Annotated in this window: 24 protein-coding genes; 8 read left to right on the plus strand and 16 right to left on the minus strand. The window is 56.7% G+C overall.

Annotation, left to right across the window (positions count from 1 at the left end; translation table 11 throughout):
* Positions 1–22: 22 nt before the first annotated feature.
* The 7 genes from chbG to osmE all read right to left on the minus strand — a co-directional run bounded on the left by chbG (position 23) and on the right by osmE (position 5,875).
* Positions 23–772 carry a chitin disaccharide deacetylase gene (gene chbG, locus VF709_RS06885; protein ID WP_038419156.1) on the minus strand — a complete coding sequence of 250 codons (750 nt, stop codon included), beginning with the start codon at positions 770–772 and terminating at the stop codon, positions 23–25.
* An 11-nt stretch (positions 773–783) separates the two neighbouring features.
* Positions 784–2,139, minus strand: coding sequence for a 6-phospho-beta-glucosidase (locus VF709_RS06890; protein WP_038979911.1), 1,356 nt, complete (start codon positions 2,137–2,139; stop codon positions 784–786).
* 110 nt (positions 2,140–2,249) lie between these two features.
* On the minus strand, positions 2,250–3,068 hold the full coding sequence (chbR, locus tag VF709_RS06895; protein ID WP_013097020.1) for a transcriptional regulator ChbR: 819 nt from the start codon (positions 3,066–3,068) through the stop codon (positions 2,250–2,252).
* Between the two features lie 29 nt (positions 3,069–3,097).
* Positions 3,098–3,445 (minus strand): PTS N,N'-diacetylchitobiose transporter subunit IIA, encoded by a 348-nt coding sequence (gene chbA / locus VF709_RS06900; protein ID WP_013097021.1) that lies wholly within the window; start codon positions 3,443–3,445, stop codon positions 3,098–3,100.
* 48 nt (positions 3,446–3,493) lie between these two features.
* The gene (gene chbC / locus VF709_RS06905) at positions 3,494–4,852 is read right to left on the minus strand and encodes a PTS N,N'-diacetylchitobiose transporter subunit IIC (protein WP_013097022.1); all 1,359 of its coding nucleotides are present in this window, start codon (positions 4,850–4,852) and stop codon (positions 3,494–3,496) included.
* Positions 4,853–4,931: 79 nt separating this feature from the next.
* Entirely contained in the window at positions 4,932–5,249 is a 318-nt protein-coding gene (gene chbB, locus VF709_RS06910; protein WP_013097023.1) for a PTS N,N'-diacetylchitobiose transporter subunit IIB, read from the minus strand.
* A gap of 281 nt (positions 5,250–5,530) precedes the next feature.
* On the minus strand, positions 5,531–5,875 hold the full coding sequence (gene osmE / locus VF709_RS06915; protein WP_003857836.1) for an osmotically-inducible lipoprotein OsmE: 345 nt from the start codon (positions 5,873–5,875) through the stop codon (positions 5,531–5,533).
* 232 nt (positions 5,876–6,107) lie between these two features.
* Between osmE and nadE the strand changes: the two genes are divergently transcribed.
* Together nadE and cho are read left to right on the plus strand one after the other, a co-directional pair.
* The gene (gene nadE / locus VF709_RS06920; protein ID WP_013097024.1) at positions 6,108–6,935 is read left to right on the plus strand and encodes an ammonia-dependent NAD(+) synthetase; all 828 of its coding nucleotides are present in this window, start codon (positions 6,108–6,110) and stop codon (positions 6,933–6,935) included.
* Between the two features lie 137 nt (positions 6,936–7,072).
* Positions 7,073–7,963, plus strand: a complete 891-nt coding sequence (gene cho, locus VF709_RS06925; protein WP_020688382.1) for an excinuclease Cho — start codon at positions 7,073–7,075, stop codon at positions 7,961–7,963.
* Here the strand turns inward: cho and ves are convergent.
* From ves to astC, 7 genes are all read right to left on the minus strand, one after another.
* The gene (gene ves, locus VF709_RS06930) at positions 7,941–8,498 is read right to left on the minus strand and encodes an environmental stress-induced protein Ves (protein WP_013097026.1); all 558 of its coding nucleotides are present in this window, start codon (positions 8,496–8,498) and stop codon (positions 7,941–7,943) included. The genes cho and ves overlap by 23 nt on opposite strands.
* Positions 8,499–8,786: 288 nt before the next feature.
* Positions 8,787–9,278: an ATP-independent periplasmic protein-refolding chaperone Spy gene (gene spy, locus VF709_RS06935; protein WP_014831529.1), complete on the minus strand. Its 492-nt coding sequence runs from the start codon at positions 9,276–9,278 to the stop codon at positions 8,787–8,789.
* 337 nt (positions 9,279–9,615) lie between these two features.
* Positions 9,616–10,581, minus strand: coding sequence for a succinylglutamate desuccinylase (gene astE / locus VF709_RS06940; RefSeq protein WP_048971546.1), 966 nt, complete (start codon positions 10,579–10,581; stop codon positions 9,616–9,618).
* A gap of 10 nt (positions 10,582–10,591) precedes the next feature.
* Entirely contained in the window at positions 10,592–11,917 is a 1,326-nt protein-coding gene (gene astB / locus VF709_RS06945) for an N-succinylarginine dihydrolase (RefSeq protein WP_095427197.1), read from the minus strand.
* Positions 11,904–13,391, minus strand: coding sequence for a succinylglutamate-semialdehyde dehydrogenase (gene astD, locus VF709_RS06950; protein ID WP_048971543.1), 1,488 nt, complete (start codon positions 13,389–13,391; stop codon positions 11,904–11,906). Before astD ends, astB begins: the two co-directional genes overlap by 14 nt.
* Positions 13,388–14,422: an arginine N-succinyltransferase gene (astA, locus tag VF709_RS06955; protein ID WP_014831525.1), complete on the minus strand. Its 1,035-nt coding sequence runs from the start codon at positions 14,420–14,422 to the stop codon at positions 13,388–13,390. The genes astD and astA overlap by 4 nt, the downstream gene beginning before the upstream one ends.
* Positions 14,419–15,639, minus strand: a complete 1,221-nt coding sequence (astC, locus tag VF709_RS06960) for a succinylornithine/acetylornithine transaminase (RefSeq protein ID WP_029882003.1) — start codon at positions 15,637–15,639, stop codon at positions 14,419–14,421. The genes astA and astC overlap by 4 nt, the downstream gene beginning before the upstream one ends.
* A 433-nt stretch (positions 15,640–16,072) precedes the next feature.
* On the opposite strand from astC, the gene xthA reads away from it, so the two are divergent.
* The 6 genes from xthA (at position 16,073) to VF709_RS06990 (ending at position 22,248) form a co-directional block, all read left to right on the plus strand.
* Positions 16,073–16,879 (plus strand): exodeoxyribonuclease III, encoded by an 807-nt coding sequence (xthA, locus tag VF709_RS06965; protein WP_013097033.1) that lies wholly within the window; start codon positions 16,073–16,075, stop codon positions 16,877–16,879.
* Between the two features lie 6 nt (positions 16,880–16,885).
* Positions 16,886–17,569, plus strand: a complete 684-nt coding sequence (locus tag VF709_RS06970; protein WP_013097034.1) for a TVP38/TMEM64 family protein — start codon at positions 16,886–16,888, stop codon at positions 17,567–17,569.
* Between the two features lie 15 nt (positions 17,570–17,584).
* Positions 17,585–18,745, plus strand: a complete 1,161-nt coding sequence (locus tag VF709_RS06975) for an ABC transporter substrate-binding protein (protein ID WP_404851318.1) — start codon at positions 17,585–17,587, stop codon at positions 18,743–18,745.
* Positions 18,718–20,247 carry a thiamine ABC transporter permease gene (locus tag VF709_RS06980; RefSeq protein WP_187170921.1) on the plus strand — a complete coding sequence of 510 codons (1,530 nt, stop codon included), beginning with the start codon at positions 18,718–18,720 and terminating at the stop codon, positions 20,245–20,247. Before VF709_RS06975 ends, VF709_RS06980 begins: the two co-directional genes overlap by 28 nt.
* Positions 20,247–20,867, plus strand: a complete 621-nt coding sequence (locus VF709_RS06985; RefSeq protein WP_149896476.1) for an ATP-binding cassette domain-containing protein — start codon at positions 20,247–20,249, stop codon at positions 20,865–20,867. Before VF709_RS06980 ends, VF709_RS06985 begins: the two co-directional genes overlap by 1 nt.
* A gap of 73 nt (positions 20,868–20,940) precedes the next feature.
* Entirely contained in the window at positions 20,941–22,248 is a 1,308-nt protein-coding gene (locus VF709_RS06990; RefSeq protein WP_058684496.1) for a sulfurtransferase, read from the plus strand.
* On the opposite strand, the gene VF709_RS06995 is transcribed toward VF709_RS06990, so the two are convergent.
* Entirely contained in the window at positions 22,245–22,862 is a 618-nt protein-coding gene (locus VF709_RS06995) for a CDP-alcohol phosphatidyltransferase family protein (protein ID WP_114518687.1), read from the minus strand. The genes VF709_RS06990 and VF709_RS06995 overlap by 4 nt on opposite strands.
* Entirely contained in the window at positions 22,855–23,424 is a 570-nt protein-coding gene (locus VF709_RS07000) for a carboxymuconolactone decarboxylase family protein (protein WP_045902849.1), read from the minus strand. Before VF709_RS07000 ends, VF709_RS06995 begins: the two co-directional genes overlap by 8 nt.
* Between the last annotated feature and the right edge of the window lie 18 nt (positions 23,425–23,442).

Consider the following 23,442-nt stretch of genomic DNA (forward strand, 5'->3'; position numbering starts at 1 on the left):
GAAGCCGCCACTGGGCTTTGTCTTAAAGATCCCCGAAAGTCCCCAACCGATACCCGCGCTCGGCAATCGCGTATTTCAGCGACGGCGACGTCAGCACCTCCAGCTCCGCCAGGCGCGGCCAGCAGTAGGCGCTCTTACGGACGGTGTTATCGACAAACGCAGGATGCGCCATCACCTCCAGCGACCGTTCCCCCCGGGCTGCGGAATCATCCAGCACCTTCAGGAACAGCGCTTCGTCGATATCCTCACCGTAAAATGCGCTGCTGAACCCCTCCGATGTGGTTACGGCAAAGTCCGGCAACCCGCGCACGTCACGATCCACACGCATCGCCACGCCTTTACGCTGAGCAAAATCCGCAACGAGCGGAAAAATCGCCGGGATCATATGCACATGATGATGGCTGTCGATATGGGTTGGTTCGCGACCAAAGAGGTCAACAAAACGGTTGTACTGACAGTCCAGCTCGCGGGCAATCTCTTCGAGCGGCAGCGCGTCCTGCTCCGCCAGTTCCCAAATCCATTTCCCGAGTTGCCCGTCACGCGTCAGGCCCGGCATCGCTGAAAGCGGCCTCCCCAGCGTCAACACAAAGTGCATGCCCACGCCCAGCTCAGGCGCTTCACGGCTCAACTGCGCCGCGTGCTCTATCGCCTCTCCATTCACCAGCGCGGTGGTCGAGGTCACCACACCCCGTCGGCAGGCTTCAACAATGCCGTAGTTTTGCCCCTTAGACAGGCCAAAATCATCAGCATTGACGATCAGCAGGTTTTCCATCGCACGTCCTCTTAACGGTGTTGGTGCTTGAGCTTCTCAACCGTGGCGGCAAAGTTTGGCAGCCATTTTTCATGCGCCAGTATCATCTCGCTGGCCAGCCCTTCCGCATCGCGGTCGGAATGCACCAGCGGGCTGAGGTTCAACGCCAGCAGCACGTCATTCAACTCACCGCTCAGCGCAGCGTTGCTGGCCGCCACTTCAAACCCTTTGATGGTATGGATGAGCCCCATCACTTTGTCATCAAAGTGGGTAATACGCGGATGCGGTTTTGCCCCCTCACGGCCCAGGATACAGGTCATCTCTACGGCCCAGTCGGTCGGGATATTGTCGATATGGCCGTGGTGCGGCACATTGACGTAGTGCTCAGCCTGCTTGTCATTGTAAATGGCGTTAATCACTTCGCACGCCGCGTCGGAATAGTACGCTCCACCGCGCTGTTCAAGCTCTTTCGGCTTCACGTTCAGGTTCGGATCTTTATACAAATCAAACAGCTGCTTTTCAACTTTCTGCACAACCTGAGCGCGGGCACCGCCTTTATAGTACTCGCCCATTTCGATGGCCAGCATCTCTTTCTGCTTGAAGTAGTAAAGCAGATACGAGCATGGCAGCAGATTCAAGGAACGGATGAGCCCTTCGCTGAACGGCAGGTCGAAGATATTTTTTACGGATGCTGCGGTCAGGCGGCCGGAAGCCACGCCGTCCAGCAGTTCAGCAAAGCGAGACTGGCCGTTTACTATCACATCTCTGATGAACACCATGTGGTTAAGGCCAAACAGATCGATAGAGAGATCGTCGTTGTCGGTCAGCTCCAGCACGTCGCGGATGAACATCTTCATGCCAATCGGAATATTGCAGACGCCGATAAAACGCTTGAAGTTGGTATGGCGATAGACCGCCTCGGTGACCATCCCGGCCGGGTTGGTAAAGTTAATCACCCATGCGTTCGGGCAGATCTCCTGCACATCTTTGATGATGTCGAAAATGACCGGGATGGTGCGCAAACCTTTAAACAGGCCGCCCGCGCCGTTGGTTTCCTGTCCCAGATAGCCGTGGCTCAGCGGAATGCGTTCGTCCAGTTCACGCGCTTTGAGCTGGCCCACGCGCAGCTGTGTGGTAACGAAGTCAGCGTCCTGCAACGCCAGGCGACGATCGAGGGTTTTATGCACGGTTAAGGGCACACCGGCTTTTTCTACCATCCGCTGGCACAGGTCAAAAATAATATTCAGCTTTTCCTGCCCTTCTTCAACATCCACCAGCCATAATTCACTGACCGGTAATTCATGATAACGTTTCAGGAAACCTTCCAGTAATTCCGGGGTATAGCTGCTGCCGCCGCCAATGGTCACGACTTTTAATTTCTTTTGCATAACATCTCCCTTAGCGTATCAGGTTAATCGCCTGCAAGGTATAGCGGACTCTTCCCGCTATTTGGGCAAGCAATCAAGTCAATATTCGTGGCGAATAAACTCGCCAGGCACTAATTAATTACCGTCAAATTCTTCCGGTAACTGTTTGGTGTGAATGAGGTAAATTTCTTAAAGGTTTTAATAAACAGGCTGGGGCTACTGTAACCGGACTCATAAGCAATATCGGTGACAGAGTAGTTGGTAATTTCCAGCTGTTTTTTGGCAAAATTAATGCGGATTTCATTAATAATTTGCACGGGCGTTTTACGATAATAACGCTGTGTCGCCCGGGTCAGGTATTCCTGGGATTTTCCGGACAGTGACACCATATTTTCCAGAGCATTCTCGCTGAACTGCCCTTTGTCGTGCATCAACTCGACGGTACTGCGCAGCCATTGCGGAATGTCGTCGCTCACCTGCTGCTCTTCACGGTGGTGGCGAAGGCGGTTCATCACATAGAACGTCACGGTTTCAATAAATTCATCGAACTCATTGTCGCGGAAGTTGAGCGAGGCGATCACCGTTTCGATCCAGGTCATAAATTCGTTTTTCACGCGATAGACCTGTGACGCCACAAAGCAGAACGGCACCAGCGGCAGATAGTGTTTCTCAAAGAAACGTCTGCTGACGCCAACATTCAGAATACGGGTGGCACCAAATTCGTAAAAGCTCTGGTGATAAGATCCCATCGGCAGGAAAACAAAGTCACCGCGCTCCAGCAGGACACGCTTGCCGTTAATCTCCTGATAGTAGCGGCCGGTCAGAACAATCGTGAACTCGTAGTAGTCATGCTGGTGCAGACCACTGGCGCTCTCCGTCTTGTTGTAAATAACCACGTGAAAATTCTTGCCATTAAACAGCTGCTGTTCAAGTGCGGTTTTAATTTCCATCGTGCTGACCTCCTGCTACTCAGTCTGACTTACTGCAGCTTCTCGTGAAGCTCAATTAACTCTGCCACCAGCTCGCGTGCCAGCATCGAGGTCATCAGGTGATCCTGTGCATGCACCAGCACCAGGCTGACTTTCATCTTCCCTTCCCCCTGGTCGCCTTCGATAAGCTTAGTCTGCACCAGGTGCGCTTCATTCAGCGCGATACGGGATTGATCCATCATGGTCTTAGCGGCGGCAAAATCGCCCTGCTTGGCCTGCTTCAGGGCGGCATACGCCAGGCTACGTGCTTGCCCGGAGTTGATGATAAGCCCCATCACCACTTCTTCCAGATCGTTCTCTACGGCGTCTTCGGCTACGATACTATCCAAATCTAACATCTTTAAGCTCCTTTTCGCTGGCGCGGGTTACCCCGCGCCGGGCAATATTTAGAATTTCAGTGCGAGGGCGATATCCTCTTCGCTCTCTTCTTCATCAATCACGGTCGCGGCTTTGTTGGCTATCGCCACGAATGGCATGTAGAGCAGTGTTGCAATCCCGAGGTTGAATATCGCCAGCAGGAAGGCCGCGACGCTACCGTTGGTGTTGAAGAACGCCCCCAGCCCCGCCGGCATGGTCCACGGCGCAATGTTGGTAACAGGCGGGATAATGCCCAGGTAATAGGCCGTCAGAGTGATCCCCGCCAGCAGCGGCTGAATCAGGACGAATGGAATGAACATCACCGGGTTCATGATGATAGGCAGACCAAACAGAATCGGCTCGTTAATCTGGAAGATGCCTGACGGCAGCGCCAGCTTCGCAACCTGACGATGGTCAGCGCGACGAGAGACAATAAAGACCGCGATGATCAGACCCAGCGTCGCCCCGGTACCCCCCAGGAAGATATAAGAGTCCAGCATCGGCTTCGCCCACACATGGAAGGTTTTACCGGCTGCCAGCGCCGCATCAACGGAGCCGTACTGCTGATAAAGTGCAACGTTTTCCAGTGCCCATGGGGTCATGATACCGCTGTCCAGCGCGGCCAGTGCCAGTGAACCATGTACGCCGAAGAACCACAGCAGGGAGGTGAAAATCACGTACGCCCAACCGACCACGCCACCCATCGACGCCAGCGGCGTAGAGATAGAGTCCATGATGATCTGGTGGAAGTTTGTGCCCCAGTGAGAGAGCGCCCAGGCAATAATCCCCATGATGGAGAGAATAATGAAGCCTGGAATCAACGCGGAAAATGAACGGGAAACGGAGCCCGGTACGCTATCTGGCAGGCGAATTACCCAGTTGCGACGGATAATAAAGGTGAACATCTCGGCAACCACCAGACCGATAACGATACCGGAAATAATGTTTGCCCCACCCAGCCAGTTGGCACCCACAGCATAAGCTTCACCCACGCTGTATGGGGTGACGGTCATAAAGGCGGCAACGGACAATAACCCCGCGGCCAGTGGATCCACCTTACGTTCTTCGGCTAATGCCATCCCAATAAAGAAAGGCGCCATCAGCGACATAATACCCAACGTACCGTTATATACGTTGCCGCCGATGGCTTTAAAACCGTTAAGGGTTTCAATGGTTGAAGCGTCTAACCGAATTCCTAATGAATAAAAAAAGGAACCTTCACCAAAGCTCAGAAAAACGTTGTTAATTAAAACGAACATTGCCCCGGCCAGCGTCAACGGCATTAATTTAATAAAGCCGTTTTTGATGGCGTTAACGTGAGGCTGCTTTCCTATTTTAACAGCAAAAGGAAGGAGTACCTTTTCAAGTGAAGCGATGACTTTACTCATAGGAAAATACCCTTAAATGCCGCAACGTATGTCGCGGCGTATTGTGTGTGAAATAACTCTTTGACGGGAAAAATAAAAATTAATTAGCAGCTTTTTTAATTGCTGCCACAGCAGCTTTCAGTACACCTAAACCATCAATCTTACCGTACAGCCCTGAATCGATTACCTCGACCGGTTTATTCGGTAACAGACGTTGAATTTCTGGCAACATGTAAGCGATCTGCGGCCCCAGTAAAATAACATCTGCGGTCTGGCCTTTTTCACCCGCCAGCGTTTCCGGGAACGCTTCGATCACCACCGGCACTTCATACTTTTCGGCCTGTGCACGCATCTTCGACACCAGCAGTGACGTTGACATGCCCGCAGAGCAGAACAGGTAGATATGTTTCTTTTCCATCATGATTTCCCTCTTTTATGACTACCTGCCGTCTCGCTATCACTCGACTCGCTCTCCTGGCTGACAGGTAATGTGCTGACTGTTGTTTATCGTTGGAGTGAGTATACGTAATGGTACAGAGGGGGGATAATTCTGCACAGGCCTAAATTGTCTCTCATTGACCTGGCTTGTTGACTACCTTCACATTTCAGGCAAATAATTCGCGCAAAGAAATAAGATTTACGTATGCATAAAAAAACCGGCCCAAAGGCCGGCTTGTTAACATCCTCAGGCAAGCAGGGTTACTGCGCCTTAGGTGCCTGCGGATCGGTATCGTATTCTGCACAGGTCTGGTAACCGGAATTGATGACGTGACCGGTGTCATCCAGAGCAACAAAGTAGGTTTCTGCCTTACCATCACGTTGACCCAGGATATAGGTCTGGCAGGTACCACGCGCGTGGATCATGGTCACTTCTGACGAAGGCTTACCGGCAATCGCAGCCACCTGCGAACGGGTCATGCCTTTTTTGACATCTTTCACTACCGGCTGTGTAAACTGATCTTTGGTGCGATCGTAAGCCGTACACCCTGCCAGCATAGTCAGTACCGCCGCTGCGCTAAGAATTCCTGCTACGTTCTTGTTCATATTCCGTCCTCTTGTTTATCAGCGTGTTATCTAAGCATGGGATAAAAAGTACTATTGTTCAACTTTGCGAGTTACGCCAGACGAATTTCGGAAAATTCTAATAAAACAACGATAAGCTGCTAAAACGCCGCAAAATAGCGCACTCGAAACTGTGATCCTTGTCGTTTTACGCCTGAAGGGTTAGTTTTAACAGTTAACACATTCTGTTTATGGTCTGCATATGGAGGGCGTGATGGCTCTGCAACACGAGATTATTCAGGCGCTGGGCGCGAAGCCTGCGGTAGATGCAAATGAAGAGATCCGCCGAAGCGTTGATTTTTTAAAATCCTATTTAAAAACGAACTCGTTTCTGAAAACGCTGGTACTGGGCATCAGCGGCGGGCAGGACTCGACGCTGACCGGCAAACTTTGCCAGATGGCAATTTCAGAGCTGCGCGAAGAGACGGGAGATGAAGCGCTGCAGTTTATCGCCGTGCGTCTTCCGTATGGCGTGCAGGCAGACGAACAGGATTGTCAGGATGCCATCGCCTTTATCCAGCCAGACCGCGTACTGACGGTCAATATCAAAGGATCGGTGCTGGCGAGTGAACAGGCGCTGCGTGAAGCGGGCATTGAGCTGAGCGATTTTGTGCGCGGCAATGAAAAAGCGCGCGAACGTATGAAAGCGCAGTACAGCATTGCAGGCATGACCAAAGGCGTGGTTGTCGGGACCGATCACGCGGCAGAAGCCATCACCGGTTTCTTCACCAAATATGGCGACGGGGGCACCGACATTAACCCTATCTTCCGTTTGAACAAGCGTCAGGGTAAACAACTGCTGGCTGCGCTGGGCTGCCCGGAGCATTTATACAAGAAAGCGCCAACGGCGGATCTGGAAGACGATCGCCCTTCCCTGCCGGATGAAGCGGCGCTCGGTGTGACCTATGACAACATCGATGATTATCTGGAAGGCAAGAAACTGGACGAGAGTATCGCGAAGATTATCGAAGGCTGGTATCTGAAAACCGAGCACAAACGCCGCCCACCCATTACCGTGTTTGACGATTTCTGGAAGAAATAAAAGCAAAACGGTAACCCAGGTTACCGTTTTTAGTGTTTGCGCCCTCTCCCGAGGGAGAGGGTTGGGGTGAGAGCATCAGGCGACCCGGCTCTTTTTTAACCACCCTACACCTGCTACACTGTATACCTGAACAGTATATGGAGTCGTATGTGAGCAGGCGTCAATCAGCCCCGCGTCTGGAGTTTGAAGCGGCGGCTATCTATGAATATCCCGAACATCTCCGCCCCTGGCTTGAGGAATTACCTAAACAGCCGGGCGTGTACATCTTTCATGGCGAAAGCGACACCCTGCCGCTCTATATCGGCAAAAGCGTGAATATTCGCAGCCGGGTGCTGTCCCATCTGCGCACGCCGGACGAAGCCGCCATGCTCCGCCAGTCGCGACGCATCAGCTGGTATCCGACGGCAGGGGAAATGGGAGCGCTCTTACTGGAAGCCCGGCTGATCAAAGAGCAACAGCCGTTGTTTAATAAGCGTCTGCGCCGCAATCGTCAGCTCTGCTCGCTGCAGATAACCGCGGGCAAACCGCAGGTTGTCTATGCGCGCGACGTCGATTTTTCGCACGCACCGAATCTGTACGGCCTGTTCGCCAACAAACGTGCGGCGCTACAGGCGCTGCAAACGCTGGCGGACGAGCAGCAGCTTTGCTATAGCCTGCTGGGGCTGGAGGCCACCACCCGTGGACGCGCCTGTTTCCGCTCTGCGCTCAAACGCTGTGCGGGTGCCTGCTGCGGCAAAGAGAGCGTCGAGGATCATCACGCCCGGCTTCTTGGCGGGCTGGCGGCCATCAGCGTGAAGTGCTGGCCGTGGGAAGGGGCCGTTGCGCTAAAAGAGGTGGGAGAGACGATGACGCAGTACCACATCGTTCATAACTGGTTCTGGCTGGGGGCGGTCGATAATCTGCAGGAGGCCGCCACCCTGTTACGCACACCCGCCGGCTTCGACCATGATGGCTACAAAATTCTCTGTAAGCCCGTGCTGACCGGCGAGTTTGACGTTATTGTGCTTAATGACCAGGCAGCCAGTTGATTTCGCTGAATAATAACCTGCCGTGCGATTCCAGCAAACGCAGGGTGTGGGTTCCCTCCTCCCAGCTCGCGCCCTGATCGGCTGTCAGCAATTTATCCCCCAACTGCCACGCACCGCTTAAGACGAAGACTACACCCCCGCGTGAGCCAAAGGTAGTGAAGGTGCGGTCTGCCACCCGCACTTTCGCCTGGCAGCAATCCCGCCGGGTCATGATGTTGAAGTCCATCGACATCTGCCCGTCGCTTAACAGCGCTTTTACCGGCTGGTCGCCGGAAAAACAAAAGGGCTGATGGTGCTTCAGGGTATGGCAAAACGCCTGACCGGCATCCAGCGTCACTTCCCCCCCTTCCAGCAGGGTGATAACCCGGTCAACACCGGGAAAGGAGGAGAATTCGCCATTGCTGGCGATGGTCGCAATGCTGGCACGCCAGAAAAAATCGCGCGTCGCGGGAGGAAAACAACAAATTTCGCGCGTCTCACCAGCACCATTGCGCCAGAGACTGACCGGCATTTTACGGATATCAAAGAACTCCATCACCACTCCTGAATGGCGCAACGAGCGCCAGGGCAAGGATATCGCTATCGTTGCTGTCTTGTTTGTTATGATTGAATAGTTACAGACGTAGTATCGGCAGCAGAGCGGGCAAGCCTTAGCGGGACGCTGATAAAAAATCTAACGTCATGAATTCTCTGAAGCGATGACAGGAGAATACCGCGCCTGTTGCGGCAGACAAGAGGGTAAGAAAGAAAAAACCGCCGGTCCTGTCCACAGCATTTGCGCTTTTGTAGACAGGATCCCGGCGGTCTTAAGAGAGTGAACCGATTATTCGGTTGGTGCTGGCATTTTACCTTCCATTGCCGGACGTTCTGTCAGACGCTTCTCAAAATTGGCATTAAATTGTTTTTTCTGTTCCGGCGTCAGAATGTTGTAGATCTTGTTCTGGGTTTCCATATGAGCCAGCATGCGGGCTTTATGCTGCTCAGCCATTTTGTCGATCTGCGCTTCGGCTTTTGCCTTATCGAAGCTGTCGCTGGCGATAATGTCATGCATCGCGCGGCGCTCTTCCAGCGGAGGACGTTTCATCTGGTCACGCTGGCTTTTCATGATGTCGCGGATCTGCTGTTTCTGCGCATCCGTCAGGTTCAGATCTTTGAACATCATCATCTCGTGCATACCCGGCTTGCCTTTGTGATGCATCATCATTTTGCCTTCAGCAGGCGCGGCAGTGGTGGTTGCGGTATCTGCGGCGAACGCCATGCTGGTAGCGCCCAGAGCCAGGGTAGAAGCAACAAACAGTGCAGTAAACTTACGCATAATTTATTTCCTTACTTTCAGTTATTCTTCGGCGCTATGCCGTGTTGACGAGATTAACTTTACGGGGTTTATTGTCAATTAGTCAGAGCAACGGTAAAACAATGAAAGTGTAAAAAACAAATTTTCGCCAAATATGGAGGAAATAAGGATAAAGCGTGGAGAGTTGCAACAAAAATATGCAATAAGCTGATTATTAAGAGATTGTGCAGAAGTATAACCAACTGCCGTTTAATAATAAAGCAATTATCCAGGAATATTCTGCAAAGAAAATACGATCGCCTTAATCGTTAAGAATATAGTTTTAATATTCCCCTCCCGCAGACAGGAGGGGACACGATCAGGACACTTTTTCCAGCATCAGCCCGGCCCGCAGACCAAAGGCTACCGACGGGTTGGGGAACAGCACATATTCGGTTGTTTTCTGCACCTCATAGCGCTCGTCGCCGTCCTCCGCCAGTAATGCCCCCTTGCGAAACGGCGTAAAATTGAGCGTGTGGGCCGCCATGTGTAGCTGGAAAGCCTCGCTACGGCGGGTGATCTGCTGCACAACCCGATAACGCTCGACGGGCTGGCTGGTGTGCTCCGGCACCGTCCCCCCCAGCAGCGCATGCAGCGCAAGATGCGTCGGGGCAAAGCGCGTAAGATCGTTTTGCCCAAACGGCAGCGCTTTTCCCAGCTCCAGCGTGCAGGCCAGCGCGCCGAAACATTCGCAGGTAAAGTGCGTGAAGGTCCCCCCCGGCGACTGATGGAAGACCAGCGCTTCCAGCCCCGCATCCCCCAGCCAGCGCAGAAAATCTTCCTCCCAGGGCTGATTACGCTGCGGCAGTACGCCAAAACGCACGTGATACGAGGCGCGGATCGCCGTATGCAGATCGAGATGCCAGCGCGATGGCCCCGCGTCGGTGAAAAAGGAGGTGACAATCTGCTCCAGCCACTGCGCCCGTGCCGTTTCATCACTTTGTGGGAATTGCGACCAGCGGCCACCGAACATGCGGTTGATGTCGCTCACCAGATAGCGTTTGTTTTGCGCCAGCGCAGGCGGGTTTCCCAGAACCACCAGCAGACGGCAGTGCAGCGCGATCTCCCCGCTATACAACGCGCGCAGCAGCAGGTCGACAATCTCGACGGGCGCCGTTTCATTGCCGTGAATGCCGGTTGAGAGCAGAAGCGACAGTTCACTCCTGGCGGTCGGTGTCAGTTCAAGCACGCCGCGCCCCAGCCACCGCCAGTGGAATGAGGGGCCCTCCCCCTCACGTTGTGAGGGCGTTTCGTCGGCCAGCGTCAGCGCCAGTAAATTTTCCATAGCGCCTCCTTTAGCGCTGGAACGGGTAAACCGAACCCAGTTGCAGGATTGAGGTTAACGCGTCGAGCGCCTCGCGGCCTTCGCGCAGCAGCTGCGGGTCAACCAGATCGGCCTGCGTTAACCGGTCGCGATAGTAGCGATCCACCCAGTCGTTCAGGGTATTAAACAGCGTCTCATTCATCATCACTGCCGGGTTAACGGCCTGCATTTCGTCAGGCGTCAGCACCACGCGCAGGCGTAAACAGGCCGGACCGCCCCCGTTTGCCATGCTCTCGCGCAGATCAAAGACGCGCAGTTCCGCAATCGGGTTATCGGCTTTCACCAGTTCAGTCAGATAACGCCACACGCCCGGGTGATCGCTGGACTCCTGCGGCAGCACCAGCATCATGCTGCCATCGTCCCGGCTCAACAGCTGGCTGTTAAAGAGGTAGGTCTCAACCGCATCCTGCACGCTCACCGCCTGCGTCGGCACCTGAATCGGCGTAAACCCGGGCACGCGTTCATGCAGCGTGGCGAGGAGTTTCTCCTGATGGGCGAACGCCTGCTCGTGGCAGAACAGAACCTGGCGGTTAGAGACGGCAATCACGTCGTTATGGAACACGCCCTGGTCGATCACATGCGGGTTCTGCTGGGCAAAAATCACCTGCGACGGATTGACCTGATTCAGACGCGCCACGGCCTGGCTTGCCGCCAGCGTCTGGCGGGCCGGGTAGCGGGTTGGCGCTGAATGGCCGCCCTCTTCCCGCCCGTAAATAAACAGCTGTAACCCCGGTTCGCCGTAATCGCCGCCCAGACGGTTATGGTTGGCAGCACCTTCATCACCAAACATCGCCACCTGCGGCAGAGCCGGATGGACAGCAAAATGGGCGTCATTATGGAAAATGGCGCGCAGCACGCGCTCCGTGGTCTCCGCTTCGGTGGCGCGGTGGAATTTGTTGTTCAGGTTCGCCACCGTCAAATGGACCTTGCCATCCAGCGTATCGGCAGAGGGTGCGACGGTCGCCGCATTGGCCACCCACATTGAGGAGGCAGAACTCGCCGCCGAGAGCAGGTGTGGCGTCTGCGTTCCCGCTTTCTCCACCACCTGTTCATCAGTGCCGCTAAAACCAAGCTGACGTAACACCGCCACGTTTGGACGCTCCTGCGGCGGGATCACCGCCTGCGGAAAACCCGCGTCCGATAGCGCCTTCATTTTCAGCAGCCCCTGCTTTGCCGCCAGTTTCGGGTTGGAGACCTGAAAACGGTGTTTCGTCGAGGCTTCATTACCAAAGGAGAGCCCGGCATAGTGGTGCGTCAGTCCCACCAGGCCGTCAAAATTGACTTCACGCGCTTTCATGGCGATCTCCCTGACTAAAATCCAGACCCGGACTCAGCGTTTCCGGCAGCGTCAGCGCAGGTGTTTCCAGGCTCGCCATCGGCCACGCGCAGTAATCTGCGGCATACCACGCGCTGGCGCGATGGTTCCCGGAAGCTCCTACGCCGCCAAACGGGGCGGTACTCGCGGCACCGGTCAGCGGTTTGTTCCAGTTAACAATCCCGGCGCGCGCTTCGAGCAGCAGCTGATCAAACTTCTCGCGCTGCGGTGAAATCAGACCGCTCGACAGGCCGTAGCGGGTGTTGTTGGCCATCGCAATGGCACTGTCAAAATCGTCATAGCGCCAGACGCACAGCAGCGGTCCAAAGACCTCTTCATCCGGCACGTTGCTCGCGCCGCTCATCTCAACAATGCCTGGCGTCAGCAGCGACGTGCCCGGCTGAACCTGCTTCGGCTCCAGCAAGGTTTTCGCGCCGCGTGAGACATGGTCCTGCCAGGCTTTCAGAACGTTCAGCGCCGCCTGTTCGGAGATGAGCCCGCCGATAAACGGCTGCGGGTCGGCATCCCACGTCGCAGGCACCAGACGCGCGCTCACCTCAACCAGACGCCTGAGGAACGCATCGCCCTGCGCCCCGCGCTTCACCAGCAGACGACGCGCACAGGTGCAGCGCTGGCCGGCAGTAATAAAGGCCGACTGGATGGTCAGGTGGACTGCCGCGTCCATATCATCAGGATCTTCCACAATGAGCGGGTTGTTCCCCCCCATCTCCAGCGCCAGAATTTTTTCCGGCTGCCCGGCCAGCTGGCGATGCAGCTGATAGCCCGTCCCGGCGCTGCCGGTAAACAGCAGGCCATCAATATCACTTAACGCGCTCAGCGCCTGGCCGGTTTCACGCCCGCCCTGCACCAGGTTCAGCACGCCCGGCGGCAAACCCGCCTGCTCCCAGAGCTTCACCGCCACCTCACCGGTCAGCGGCGTTAATTCACTCGGTTTGAAAATGACGCTATTTCCCGCCAGCAGTGCGGGCACAATATGCCCGTTTGGCAGATGCCCCGGGAAGTTGTAGGGGCCAAACACCGCCAGTACGCCGTGGGGGCGATGGCGCAGCGTGGCCGCGCCGTCAGCCATTTCGGTATGCTGCTCGCCGGTGCGGGTATGGTACGCCTTTACCGAGATGGCGATTTTGTTGATCATCGCCGTCACTTCAGTCGCCGCTTCCCAGCGTGGCTTGCTGGTCTCCAGGGCGATCGTGCGGGTCAGCTCGGTTTTATTCGCTTCCAGCAGAGAGGCAAACTTTTCGACAATCCCCTGGCGCACAGTGAACGGCTGTTTCGCCCACGCCGGAAACGCGCGGCGCGCGGCGTGGCAGGCCTGTTCAACCTGCCCGGCGCTGGCATCATTACCTTTCCAGAGCACCTCGTTGCCGACCGGATTGGTCTTCACTCGCTGTTCGCCTTCGCCCGTTACCCAGTCTCCGTTGATCCATAAAGTCATGCTGTTTTCTCCTCAGGGCAGAGTCGCACCAGGCGAACCGTATCGCCGGCATTACATTTCAGGGCATCCAGTTCTGCAGCCGTCAGCACCAGACGTTCACATTTCGGGTTGGTACGCACCAGCATGGCGCGGAAGTTGGTGTAATTTTCGTTCGCCACCAGGCACGCCGGCCAGTCACCCGGCGCGGGCTGACCTTCAGAGACGTCAACCAGTCGGCTTTTACGGATCGCGCGCACGCGGTCGATGTCGCACTCCAGCGTCGGCCCACCGTCAAAGATGTCGACATAGTTACGGTAGCGGAAGCCTTCTTTTTCCAGCACCGCGCGGGCAGGCGCCGTTTGCGGATGGACTTCGCCAATCACCGCCTGCGCTTCCGGGGTTAAGAAATGTGTATAGATAGGGTGTTTCGGCATCAGCTCAGCGATAAACGCTTTCTGCCCGGTGCCGCACAGATAGTCTGCCCGGCTGAACTCCATCGAGAAGAAACGCTCGCCCAGGCTCTCCCAGAACGGCGAATAGCCTTTATCGTCGATCACACCGCGCATTTCGGCCACCACCTTTTCGTTAAAACGATCGCGGAAAGCGGCCATAAACATAAAGCGCGATTTGGAGAGCAGATACCCGTTGCCCTCTTTACGCCACGCCGGATCAAGGAACAGCGTGCAAAGCTCGCTGGCACCGGTGTGGTCATTACAGAGAAACAGCGTCGGCAGCGCGTTATAGACGTTCAGCTCTTTTGAGGCATGAACCATGGTGCCCACGCGGTAGTTGTACCACGGGTCATTAAGACCAACGGCCACTTCGATGGCGCAGATCCCGGCTACGGTCCCCGTGTCGGTATCTTCCAGCACGAACACATAGCCCTGTTCGCTTTTTGGCAACGTCCCCTGCCAGGTTTGCAGGGCGCGCTCAATGCGCGCCGACAGCGTTTTTTCATCGGCAGGAAGCGAGGTCAGCCCGCCCCCCGTCTTACCGGCAAGCTGCATGAGCCCGGCGAGATCGCCGCGCTCAACGGGACGGATGACCATCATGATGACACCCCGGATTTCACACGTTCACAGGCCAGCGCAAAACGGTCTAAACCGGTGCTCACCTCTTCCTCGCTGACAATCAGCGCAGGGGCAAAACGCACCACGTTGGCACCGGCAATCAGCACCATCACCCCCTGTTTCGCCGCTTCCTGTGAAATAAGTTTAGCTTTTCCGGCAAACTCCGGCGTCAGTTCGCAGCCAATTAACAGCCCCAGGCCGCGAATCTCTTTAAACAGACCGGTCTTGCTGTTAATGGCGTTCAGACGCTCCACAAACCAGTCGTGACGCTGTTTAACCCCCTTCAACACTTCCGGGGTATTGATGATATCCAGAACCTGTCCGGCCACGGCCGTTGCCAGCGGGTTACCGCCATAAGTGGTGCCATGCGTGCCCACGACCATTACGCTGGCGAATTTATCGGTGGTCAGCATCGCGCCAATCGGGAAGCCGCCGCCCAGCGCTTTCGCCGTTGAGAGAACGTCCGGCGTTACGCCGTAGTGCATATACGCATACAGCTCACCGGTACGGCCAACGCCGGTCTGCACTTCATCGAAAATCAGTACCGCGTTATGACGATCGCACAGTTCGCGCAGCCCCTGAAGGAACGCTTTCTGTGCGGGCAGCACACCGCCTTCTCCCTGCATTGGCTCGACGATCACCGCGCAGGTGGTGTCGTCGATCAGCTCGCGGGCTGACTGCAGATCGTTATACACCCCGTGGCGGATATCCGGCGGCAGCGGCGCAAAGTCCTGCGAGTAGGACGGCTGCCCCCCTGCGCTGACGGTAAAGAGCGTGCGGCCATGGAACGCGTTCTTAAAGGCCACAATCCCGCTCTTGTGCACACCGAATTTATCGTGCGCATATTTGCGTGCCAGCTTCAGCGCCGCTTCGTTCGCCTCCGCGCCCGAGTTGCAGAAAAAGACTTTCTCCGCAAACGTCGCGTCGATCAGTTTTTTCGCCAGACGCAGCGCCGGTTCGTTGGTATAGCCGTTCCCGGTGTGCCAGAACTTCGCCGCCTGGTCGTTTAACGCCTGGCGCAGCGCCGGGTGTGCATGGCCCAGCGCGTTAACCGCAATCCCGCCCGCAAAGTCGATATACTCTTTACCCTGCTGATCCCACAGGCGCGAGCCTTCCCCACGAACCGGAATAAAAGCCGCCGGAGCGTAAACCGGCATCATCCATTCATCGAAATTTTCACGCGTAATTGACAGAGACATAGCGACCTCATCCGGTAAATAAAAGGTTATTTGAATGTTAAATAATTGAGTGTTTGCACTGTGAATGTAGATTGCAGCCTTCGTGCCAGCCAGCGATAAAAATGCATAAACGGGTGGGGGTAACAGAATATCAATAAGTTACAATATGGAGTTATTCACTGTTAGTGCATAAAAAGTGAATATTTTTACGACAAGCGGCGCTTTGCCGCATGAAAATCAGAAAGAGTATGCAGAGGCCAAATATAATTCTGGAATTGTGATCGCTCGCGAAATTTATCGGCCATTTACGCCCCTTTTAAGGGCGAAGCGCGTCAGAATGGTGCAAATATTGCACCGTTGGCATTATCTGTCGCAGTTATTGGTCAATCCCCGTAACAGACGACGCAAATTCTGCTACCATCCATGCACTATTCACCTTGCACTGGCAGCGACTATGAAATTTGTCTCTTTTAATATCAACGGCCTGCGTGCCCGCCCTCACCAGCTTGAAGCGATTGTTGAACAACATCAGCCTGATGTGATCGGCCTGCAGGAGACAAAAGTTCACGACGATATGTTTCCCCTCGAAGAGGTGGTGAAACTGGGTTACAACGTCTTTTATCACGGACAGAAAGGGCATTACGGCGTTGCCCTGCTGACCAAAGAGACGCCGGTTTCCGTCCGCCGCGGCTTCCCGGGTGATGGCGAAGAAGCGCAGCGCCGTATCATCATGGCGGAAATTCCTTCAGCGCTCGGCAATATCACCGTGATCAACGGCTATTTCCCGCAGGGGGAGAGCCGTGACCATGAGACCAAATTCCCGGCGAAAGCGAAGTTTTATCAGGATCTGCAGGATTACCTGACCACCGAACTGAAAAAAGAGAATCCGGTGCTGATCATGGGCGACATGAATATTAGCCCGACCGATCTGGATATCGGCATTGGTGAAGAGAACCGCAAACGCTGGTTGCGCACCGGCAAATGTTCATTCCTGCCGGAAGAGCGCGAGTGGATGGATCGCCTGCTGAGCTGGGGTCTGGTGGATACCTTCCGCACGGCTAACCCGGACACCCAGGATCGCTTCTCATGGTTCGATTACCGCTCAAAAGGCTTTGATGACAACCGCGGGCTGCGCATAGACCTGCTGCTGGCAAGCTCCCCGCTGGCGGAACGCTGCATTGAAACCGGGATCGACTACGATATCCGCAGCATGGAAAAACCGTCGGACCACGCGCCGGTGTGGGCGAAATTCAAACTGTAACCCCGTGTGAACATTCGAAAAATTGTCGTACTGTGCGCCCTGCTGGGCGCCTTTATGCTGACGTGGCTCACTCTTCCTCCGGGCACGCTCTCTCTTGAAACCGTCAAAACGCATCAGCAGACCTTGCTCGCCTGCGTCGAACACGCCCCGCAGCAAAGTGCGCTGATCTTTTTTGCGCTCTATGTGGTCGTTTCCGCCCTCTCTATCCCCGGTGCCGCGATACTGACTCTGCTGGGCGGCGCGCTGTTTACGCTGTGGAAGGGGACGCTGCTGGTGTCGTTTGCCTCCACGCTCGGCGCCACGCTCGCGATGCTCGCCAGCCGTTATCTGCTGCGCGACTGGGTTCAGCGACGGTTTGCCCAACAGATGAAAACGGTGAACGCCGGGATGGCGCGTGACGGCGCAGGGTATCTATTCGCCCTGCGGATGATGCCGTTGTTCCCGTTTTTTCTGGTCAATCTGCTGATGGGGCTGACCCGCATTGGGGTGCGTCGGTACTGGTGGGTCAGCCAGCTCGCCATGCTGCCCGCAACGGTTATCTTCCTCAACGCCGGCCGCGAGCTGGGAAAAATCACTTCGCTGCGCGATATTCTGTCGCCGGGCATGCTGTTAGCCTTTACACTACTGGGGTTATTACCGCTGATGAGCCGATGGCTGTTTTCCCGACTCCCCTCTTCGTTTAAAAAGTGAGGCATTATGCGCCGTGTGCGTTTTTGCGCGTTTCTGACCGGTCTGCTGCTGACCACTCCTCTGTGTGCCGCCGACAGCTGGCACATTATCCAAGAACAAGCCAAAGGCCAGACCGTCTGGTTTAACGCCTGGGGAGGCGATCAGGCGGTTAACCGCTACCTCGACTGGGTCAGCGGTGAGATGAAAACGCACTACGCGATCAACCTCAACATTGTCCACCTGGCCGATGCCGCGGATGCGGTAAAACGGATCCAGACAGAAGCTGCCGCCGGGCGTAAGACCCATGGCTCGGTGGATCTTTTGTGGGTTAACGGTGAGAATTTCCGCACGCTGAAAGAGGCTAACCTGCTGCAAACCGGATGGGCACAGACGCTGCCTAACTGGCGTTATGTCGACACGGGCAAACCGGTCACGGAAGATTTCGCCCTGCCAACCGAGGGCGCAGAATCTCCGTGGGGTGGCGCGCAGCTTACCTTTATCGCCCGCAAAGCGAGCATGCCCACTCCGCCATCAGACCCGCAGGCATTACTGGCCTGGGCGCAGCAGCATCCGGGTAAAATCAGCTATCCTCGTCCGCCTGATTTTACCGGCACCGCGTTTCTGGAACAGTTGCTTCTCACGCTCACCTCCCGGCCCGATGCGCTGAAACGCGCGCCCGATGACACCTTTGCACAGGTTACCACGCCGCTCTGGGACTACCTCGACAAACTCCACCCGCTGCTGTGGCGAGAAGGAAAAGATTTCCCGCCTTCACCTGCGCGGATGGATACCCTGCTCGCCCGCGGCAGTCTGAGCCTGTCGCTGACCTTTAACCCAGCACATGCGCTGCAAAAAGTGGCCAGCGGTGAACTGCCTGCCGACAGCTACAGCTTTGGTTTTCACAACGGGATGATCGGTAACGTTCATTTTGTTGCCATCCCGGCGAACGCCAGCGCCAGTGCGGGGGCGAAGGTGGTTGCCAATTTCCTGCTTTCACCTCAGGCGCAGATCCGCAAAGCCGACCCGGCTATCTGGGGCGATCCGAGCGTACTGCAGGCGAACACGCTGCCCGCAGATGAAGCAAAACAGTTTCAGGCCCACACGCCACAAGGGCTTCCGCGGATGCTTGCGGAGCCACACGCAGCCTGGGTTAACGCGCTGGAGCAGGAATGGCTGCGTCGTTACGGCACCCGCTGAGCGCACTCATCTGGCTGGCGATGGCGGCAGTGTATCTGCCGCTTGTTCCCGCCGCCGCCATGCTGTTGACTCCGGCGCTGTCGGCAGGAAACTGGCAACGCCTGTTTGACGACCCGCAGATCCCGCAGGCGCTCGCTGCCACCCTGGTATCCACGCTGATTGCCACTCTCGGCGCCCTGTTTAACGCCCTGATTTTCGTCACCACGCTCTGGCCCGGTGAGCGCTGGCGTCGTCTGTGTACCCGTTTGCCGTGGCTGCTGGCCGTTCCCCACGTTGCCTTCGCCACCAGCGTGTTGCTGACTTTTGCCGAAGGCGGTCTGTTTTATCAGCTCTGTACACGCTGCTCCCCGATGTTGGATCGCTACGGGATTGGGCTGGGGCTGACTCTCGCCGTCAAGGAGAGTGCCTTCGTGCTGTGGGCGATATACGCGGTGTTACCTGAAACCCGGCTGGGTCGACAGAATGTCGTGTTGCAAACCCTGGGATACGGGCGAATACAGCGACTGTGCTGGCTGGTGATCCCGGAGATCGCGCCGGCGCTGGGTGCCACAATGCTGGCGGTGCTCGCCTGGTCCCTCTCTGTTGTGGATGTCGCCATCATCCTGGGGCCGGGGAATCCGCCTACCCTGACGGTACTGGCCTGGCAGTGGCTGACCCAGGGCGACGTGCAGCAGCAAACGAAAGGAATGCTGCTCTGCCTGCTGATGCTCGCGCTGCTGGCCGTGCTTTCGGCGCTGGGGTTCGGTATCTGGAAGGCGTGGCGTCGCACGTTGCCTGCGCTGACAGGGGTGCGACGCACGTTCCCCCTCGCGCCGCCCGCCCGTATGCTCAGCGGAATCCTCCCCGCATGCGGCATGCTTTGCGCCGGAGTGCTGCTGATGCTGGCCCAGTGGGATGATGTTAGCGCCGTGCGTGCCAGTTTATCGTTCGGCCTGCTTGCCAGCCTGATAGGCCTGATCATGATACTGCTCTGGCTGGAATGGAGGCCGCGGCGTGGTGCGCTGTGGGTCTGGCTCCCTCTCGCCCTTCCTGCGCTGCCGTTGGTTTCTGGGCAATACAGGGTGGCGTTATGGCTGGGTATCGACGGGCAGTACGCCGCCGTGCTCTGGAGTCATCTGCTGTGGGTGTTGCCGTGGATGCTGCTGATACTGCAACCCGCCTGGCGGCGCATCGATCCGCGGCTTCTCCTCACGGCCAGAACGCTTGGCTGGCGGCGGACAAAAGTCTTCTGCCTGATCAAATGTCCCCTGCTGTTGCGCCCCGCGCTGCTGGCGTTTGCAACCGGATTTTCGGTCAGCATGGCGCAATACATGCCAACACTCTGGCTCGGCGCGGGGCGTTTCAGCACCCTTACCACCGAAACCGTGGCGCTCAGCAGCGGCGGCAGCATCCCGATTCTGGCTAACCGGGCGCTGTGGCTTCTGTTGGTGACAGGGGCCGTCTTCGGCGTTGCCGCACTGTTATCCCGGCTCGCAGGCCATTATCGACGAGGATTACGTTAATGCTGAAGGTCAACAATCTCACCATTGCGCCGCTGTTCCGTGAAGTTAACTTTTATGTCCCTCGCGGTGAAATTGTCACCCTGATGGGGCCGTCCGGCAGCGGGAAATCGACCCTGTTCTCATGGATGGTTGGGGCACTGTCTGACGACTTTCAGGCGCAGGGCGAGCTGTGGCTTGACGATCGCCGCTGTGACGGGCTGCCTGTCGAGCAACGCGGGATCGGGATTCTCTTTCAGGACGCACTGCTGTTTGACCAGTACAGCGTCGGGCAAAATCTGCTGCTGGCGTTACCGGCGCGAATAACCGGACGCGCACGCCGGGAAAAGGTGCAACGGGCTCTGGATTCAGCCGGGCTAAATCGCCACTATGCCAGCGATCCGGCCACGCTATCCGGCGGGGAGCGTGCCAGGGTGAGCCTGCTGCGGGCTCTGCTTGCCGAGCCGCAGGCGTTGTTGCTGGACGAACCGTTTAGCCGCCTTGATAAATCACTGCGGTCGTCCTTTCGGACATGGGTGTTTGATGCCCTGCGCGCACGCAATATCCCGGTGGTGCTGGTCACGCATGACGATGAAGATATTCCGCCGGGTGGCGAGGTGATTGAGATTTCTCGCTGGCAATAATGTGCTAACGCAATGTTTTACCTTTCAGGAGAGACGACAATGCCCCCCTCTTTTACTGACGTCAGGTTATTCGATGAAACGTGTTTCTCAACTGACCGCGCTGGCCCTGCTTTGCGGCCTCGCCTCACTCTCTTGCATGGCCGCTGATATGCCCCATTCGCTCACACTGGCTCAGCTTCAGGAACAGCACGGCGCGGCGATCGATACCCGTGCCAGTGCGTTTTATAACGGCTGGCCGCAAACGCTGAGCGCCCCCTCCGGGCACGAGCCCGCTGCGCTTAATCTCTCTGCCACCTGGCTGAGCGCGATGAGCGACGACCAGATTGGCCGCTGGGCAAAACAGCATCAGCTTACCCCCACAACGACTATCGCCCTCTACGGCAGTGACGCTGACAACCAGGCGGTGAGCGCCCGCCTGAAGAAAGCCGGTTATCCCCGGGTTTCCGTTCTCAGCGATGCCCTGCAGTCCCCTGAGCGTCTGCAGCGCCTGCCGCACTTTGAACAGCTCGTTTACCCGCAGTGGATTTATCAGCTTTCTCAGGGCAAACCGGTGGCAGCCGCCCCGGCCGGTGACTGGAAAGTGATTGAAGCCGCCTGGGGTGCGCCGAAGTTCTATCTGCTGAACCACATTCCCGGCGCGGATTATATTGATACCAACGAAGTGGAAAGCGAGCCGCTGTGGAATAAGGTTTCTGACGACAAACTGAAAGCGATGCTGGCAAAACACGGGATCCGTCACGATACCACCGTCATTCTGTATGGTCGCGATGTCTATGCCGCCGCCCGCGTGGCACAAATTATGCTCTACGCGGGCGTGAAGGACGTGCGTATTCTTGATGGTGGCTGGAAAGCGTGGTCAGAGGCCAACCTGCCGGTGGAAAGAGGGATGCCTGCTGATGTCAAACCCGCTCCCGATTTCGGCGCGCCGATCCCCGGTCAGCCACAGCTGATGATTGATATGGCGCAGGCGCGCGGGATGCTGCATCGCCAGGATGCCTCGCTGGTCAGCATTCGCTCGTGGCCGGAGTTTACTGGCGAAACCAGCGGCTACAGCTACATCAAACCCAAAGGTGAAATTGCCGGTGCCCGCTGGGGTCATGCCGGAAGCGATGCCACCCATATGGAAGATTTCCATAACCCGGACGGCACCATGCGCAGCGCCGATGACATCGCCGCCATGTGGAAAAGCTGGAACATCCTGCCGGAACAGCACGTGGCCTTTTATTGCGGTACCGGCTGGCGAGCCTCTGAGGGCTTTATGTATGCCCGGGCGATGGGCTGGAAAAACATCTCCGTCTATGACGGTGGCTGGTACGAATGGAGCAGCCACCCGCAAAACCCGGTGTCGTCTGGCGAACGCGGACCCGACAGTTCGCGCTAGGGCGTGAGTGAACGCAGCGTCAGATACCCGCTCCAGATGCGCGTTGTGGTGGTCAGCCAGCACAACGCGCCAAATACCCACGCGAGAAGCGTGAAGTGCGCCGGAAACAGGCAGCACAACACAAACAGCACGATGGTTTCCGTCCCTTCCGTTAATCCGCCGATATAGTAAAACGACTTGTGCGCATAGCCGGGGTTATCGATATTGTGTTTCGCCGCCAGAGCGGCAAAGGCCAGAAAACTGCTGCCGGTTCCGATAAAGGCGAACAGTAGCCAGGCCGCGGCCAGCGCATTCTTAGCGGGAGCCGCGAGGGCAAAACCAAACGGCACCAGCGCGTAGAACAGAAAATCGAGCGCGATATCCAGAAACCCGCCCGCATCCGTCAGCCCTCTGCGGCGTGCCAGTGCGCCGTCCAGGCCATCCAGCAGGCGATTAGCCACAATGGCGACCAGGGCCGCCGGATACCAGCCAAGCGCCAGAAACGGTAGCGTCAGCACGCCTGCGGCAAATCCGGTCAACGTTAAGCCATCGGGCGTGATGCCGGGTTTATCCAGCCAGGAGGCCAGCCGGTTAAGGGCGGGCTTTACCCGGGGGTGAAAATGTCGATCAAGCATGCGGCTTTCCTTTAAACGTGTCGCACAATCCCTGCGCCGGGATATCAAGGGCGGCATTAAAGCGGGCCGAAAGGTTTTGAAACGCAATCAGCGCCGTCATTTCGCTAATCGTCTCATCGGTAAAAAGGCGTTTGAGCTCGCGTTTGAGCGCCTCATCCACCTGCGGCGGCGTGGCGGTCACGGCCTCCGCGTAGGCCAGCGCCGCGCGCTCCTGCTCATTGAAAAGCGCGGCGTCACGCCACTGACTCACGGCCTGCACTTTATCCAGCGCGCCCGCGCGTTCGGCAAGACGCAGGCTATTGGCATCAATACAAAATGCACAGTGACAGAGCTGGGATACCCGCGTCATCAGCAGCGAGCGCAGCACCGGCGTCAGACGAGCGTTGCGTCGCTCCAGAAACCCGACAAACAGCGCCACCAGCCAGAACAGGCGCGGCATACGTCCCCACCAGCGCGTGGGGTTAAGCACTGCGCCAAAGTGTTTTTTCTGCAGGGCGGCAATGGGTTTGAGGCTGGCGGGAAGGGATTCAACCGGGGCAACCCAGGTGGATGTCTCTTTCACGTGATTCTCCTGATGACT

Origin of the sequence: Enterobacter sp. Lyrl_3 (genome assembly GCF_051948675.1) — a bacterium.
Taxonomy (GTDB): Bacteria; Pseudomonadota; Gammaproteobacteria; order Enterobacterales; family Enterobacteriaceae; genus Enterobacter; species Enterobacter cloacae.

What these genes read in the sequence shown, in the direction of transcription:
- ves (WP_013097026.1), bottom strand. Translation starts at nt 8,498, where the DNA reads ATGGAGTTCTTTGATATCCGTAAAATGCCGGTCAGTCTCTGGCGCAAT.
- VF709_RS06995 (WP_114518687.1), bottom strand. Translation starts at nt 22,862, where the DNA reads ATGCTTGATCGACATTTTCACCCCCGGGTAAAGCCCGCCCTTAACCGG.
- VF709_RS06980 (WP_187170921.1), top strand. Translation starts at nt 18,718, where the DNA reads ATGGCTGCGTCGTTACGGCACCCGCTGAGCGCACTCATCTGGCTGGCG.
- nadE (WP_013097024.1), top strand. Translation starts at nt 6,108, where the DNA reads ATGGCTCTGCAACACGAGATTATTCAGGCGCTGGGCGCGAAGCCTGCG.
- chbR (WP_013097020.1), bottom strand. Translation starts at nt 3,068, where the DNA reads ATGGAAATTAAAACCGCACTTGAACAGCAGCTGTTTAATGGCAAGAAT.
- astD (WP_048971543.1), bottom strand. Translation starts at nt 13,391, where the DNA reads ATGACTTTATGGATCAACGGAGACTGGGTAACGGGCGAAGGCGAACAG.
- VF709_RS06985 (WP_149896476.1), top strand. Translation starts at nt 20,247, where the DNA reads ATGCTGAAGGTCAACAATCTCACCATTGCGCCGCTGTTCCGTGAAGTT.
- astE (WP_048971546.1), bottom strand. Translation starts at nt 10,581, where the DNA reads ATGGAAAATTTACTGGCGCTGACGCTGGCCGACGAAACGCCCTCACAA.
- osmE (WP_003857836.1), bottom strand. Translation starts at nt 5,875, where the DNA reads ATGAACAAGAACGTAGCAGGAATTCTTAGCGCAGCGGCGGTACTGACT.
- cho (WP_020688382.1), top strand. Translation starts at nt 7,073, where the DNA reads ATGGAGTCGTATGTGAGCAGGCGTCAATCAGCCCCGCGTCTGGAGTTT.
- chbB (WP_013097023.1), bottom strand. Translation starts at nt 5,249, where the DNA reads ATGGAAAAGAAACATATCTACCTGTTCTGCTCTGCGGGCATGTCAACG.
- chbC (WP_013097022.1), bottom strand. Translation starts at nt 4,852, where the DNA reads ATGAGTAAAGTCATCGCTTCACTTGAAAAGGTACTCCTTCCTTTTGCT.
- chbG (WP_038419156.1), bottom strand. Translation starts at nt 772, where the DNA reads ATGGAAAACCTGCTGATCGTCAATGCTGATGATTTTGGCCTGTCTAAG.
- VF709_RS06990 (WP_058684496.1), top strand. Translation starts at nt 20,941, where the DNA reads ATGAAACGTGTTTCTCAACTGACCGCGCTGGCCCTGCTTTGCGGCCTC.
- astA (WP_014831525.1), bottom strand. Translation starts at nt 14,422, where the DNA reads ATGATGGTCATCCGTCCCGTTGAGCGCGGCGATCTCGCCGGGCTCATG.
- astC (WP_029882003.1), bottom strand. Translation starts at nt 15,639, where the DNA reads ATGTCTCTGTCAATTACGCGTGAAAATTTCGATGAATGGATGATGCCG.
- chbA (WP_013097021.1), bottom strand. Translation starts at nt 3,445, where the DNA reads ATGTTAGATTTGGATAGTATCGTAGCCGAAGACGCCGTAGAGAACGAT.
- xthA (WP_013097033.1), top strand. Translation starts at nt 16,073, where the DNA reads ATGAAATTTGTCTCTTTTAATATCAACGGCCTGCGTGCCCGCCCTCAC.
- VF709_RS06890 (WP_038979911.1), bottom strand. Translation starts at nt 2,139, where the DNA reads ATGCAAAAGAAATTAAAAGTCGTGACCATTGGCGGCGGCAGCAGCTAT.
- astB (WP_095427197.1), bottom strand. Translation starts at nt 11,917, where the DNA reads ATGAAAGCGCGTGAAGTCAATTTTGACGGCCTGGTGGGACTGACGCAC.
- spy (WP_014831529.1), bottom strand. Translation starts at nt 9,278, where the DNA reads ATGCGTAAGTTTACTGCACTGTTTGTTGCTTCTACCCTGGCTCTGGGC.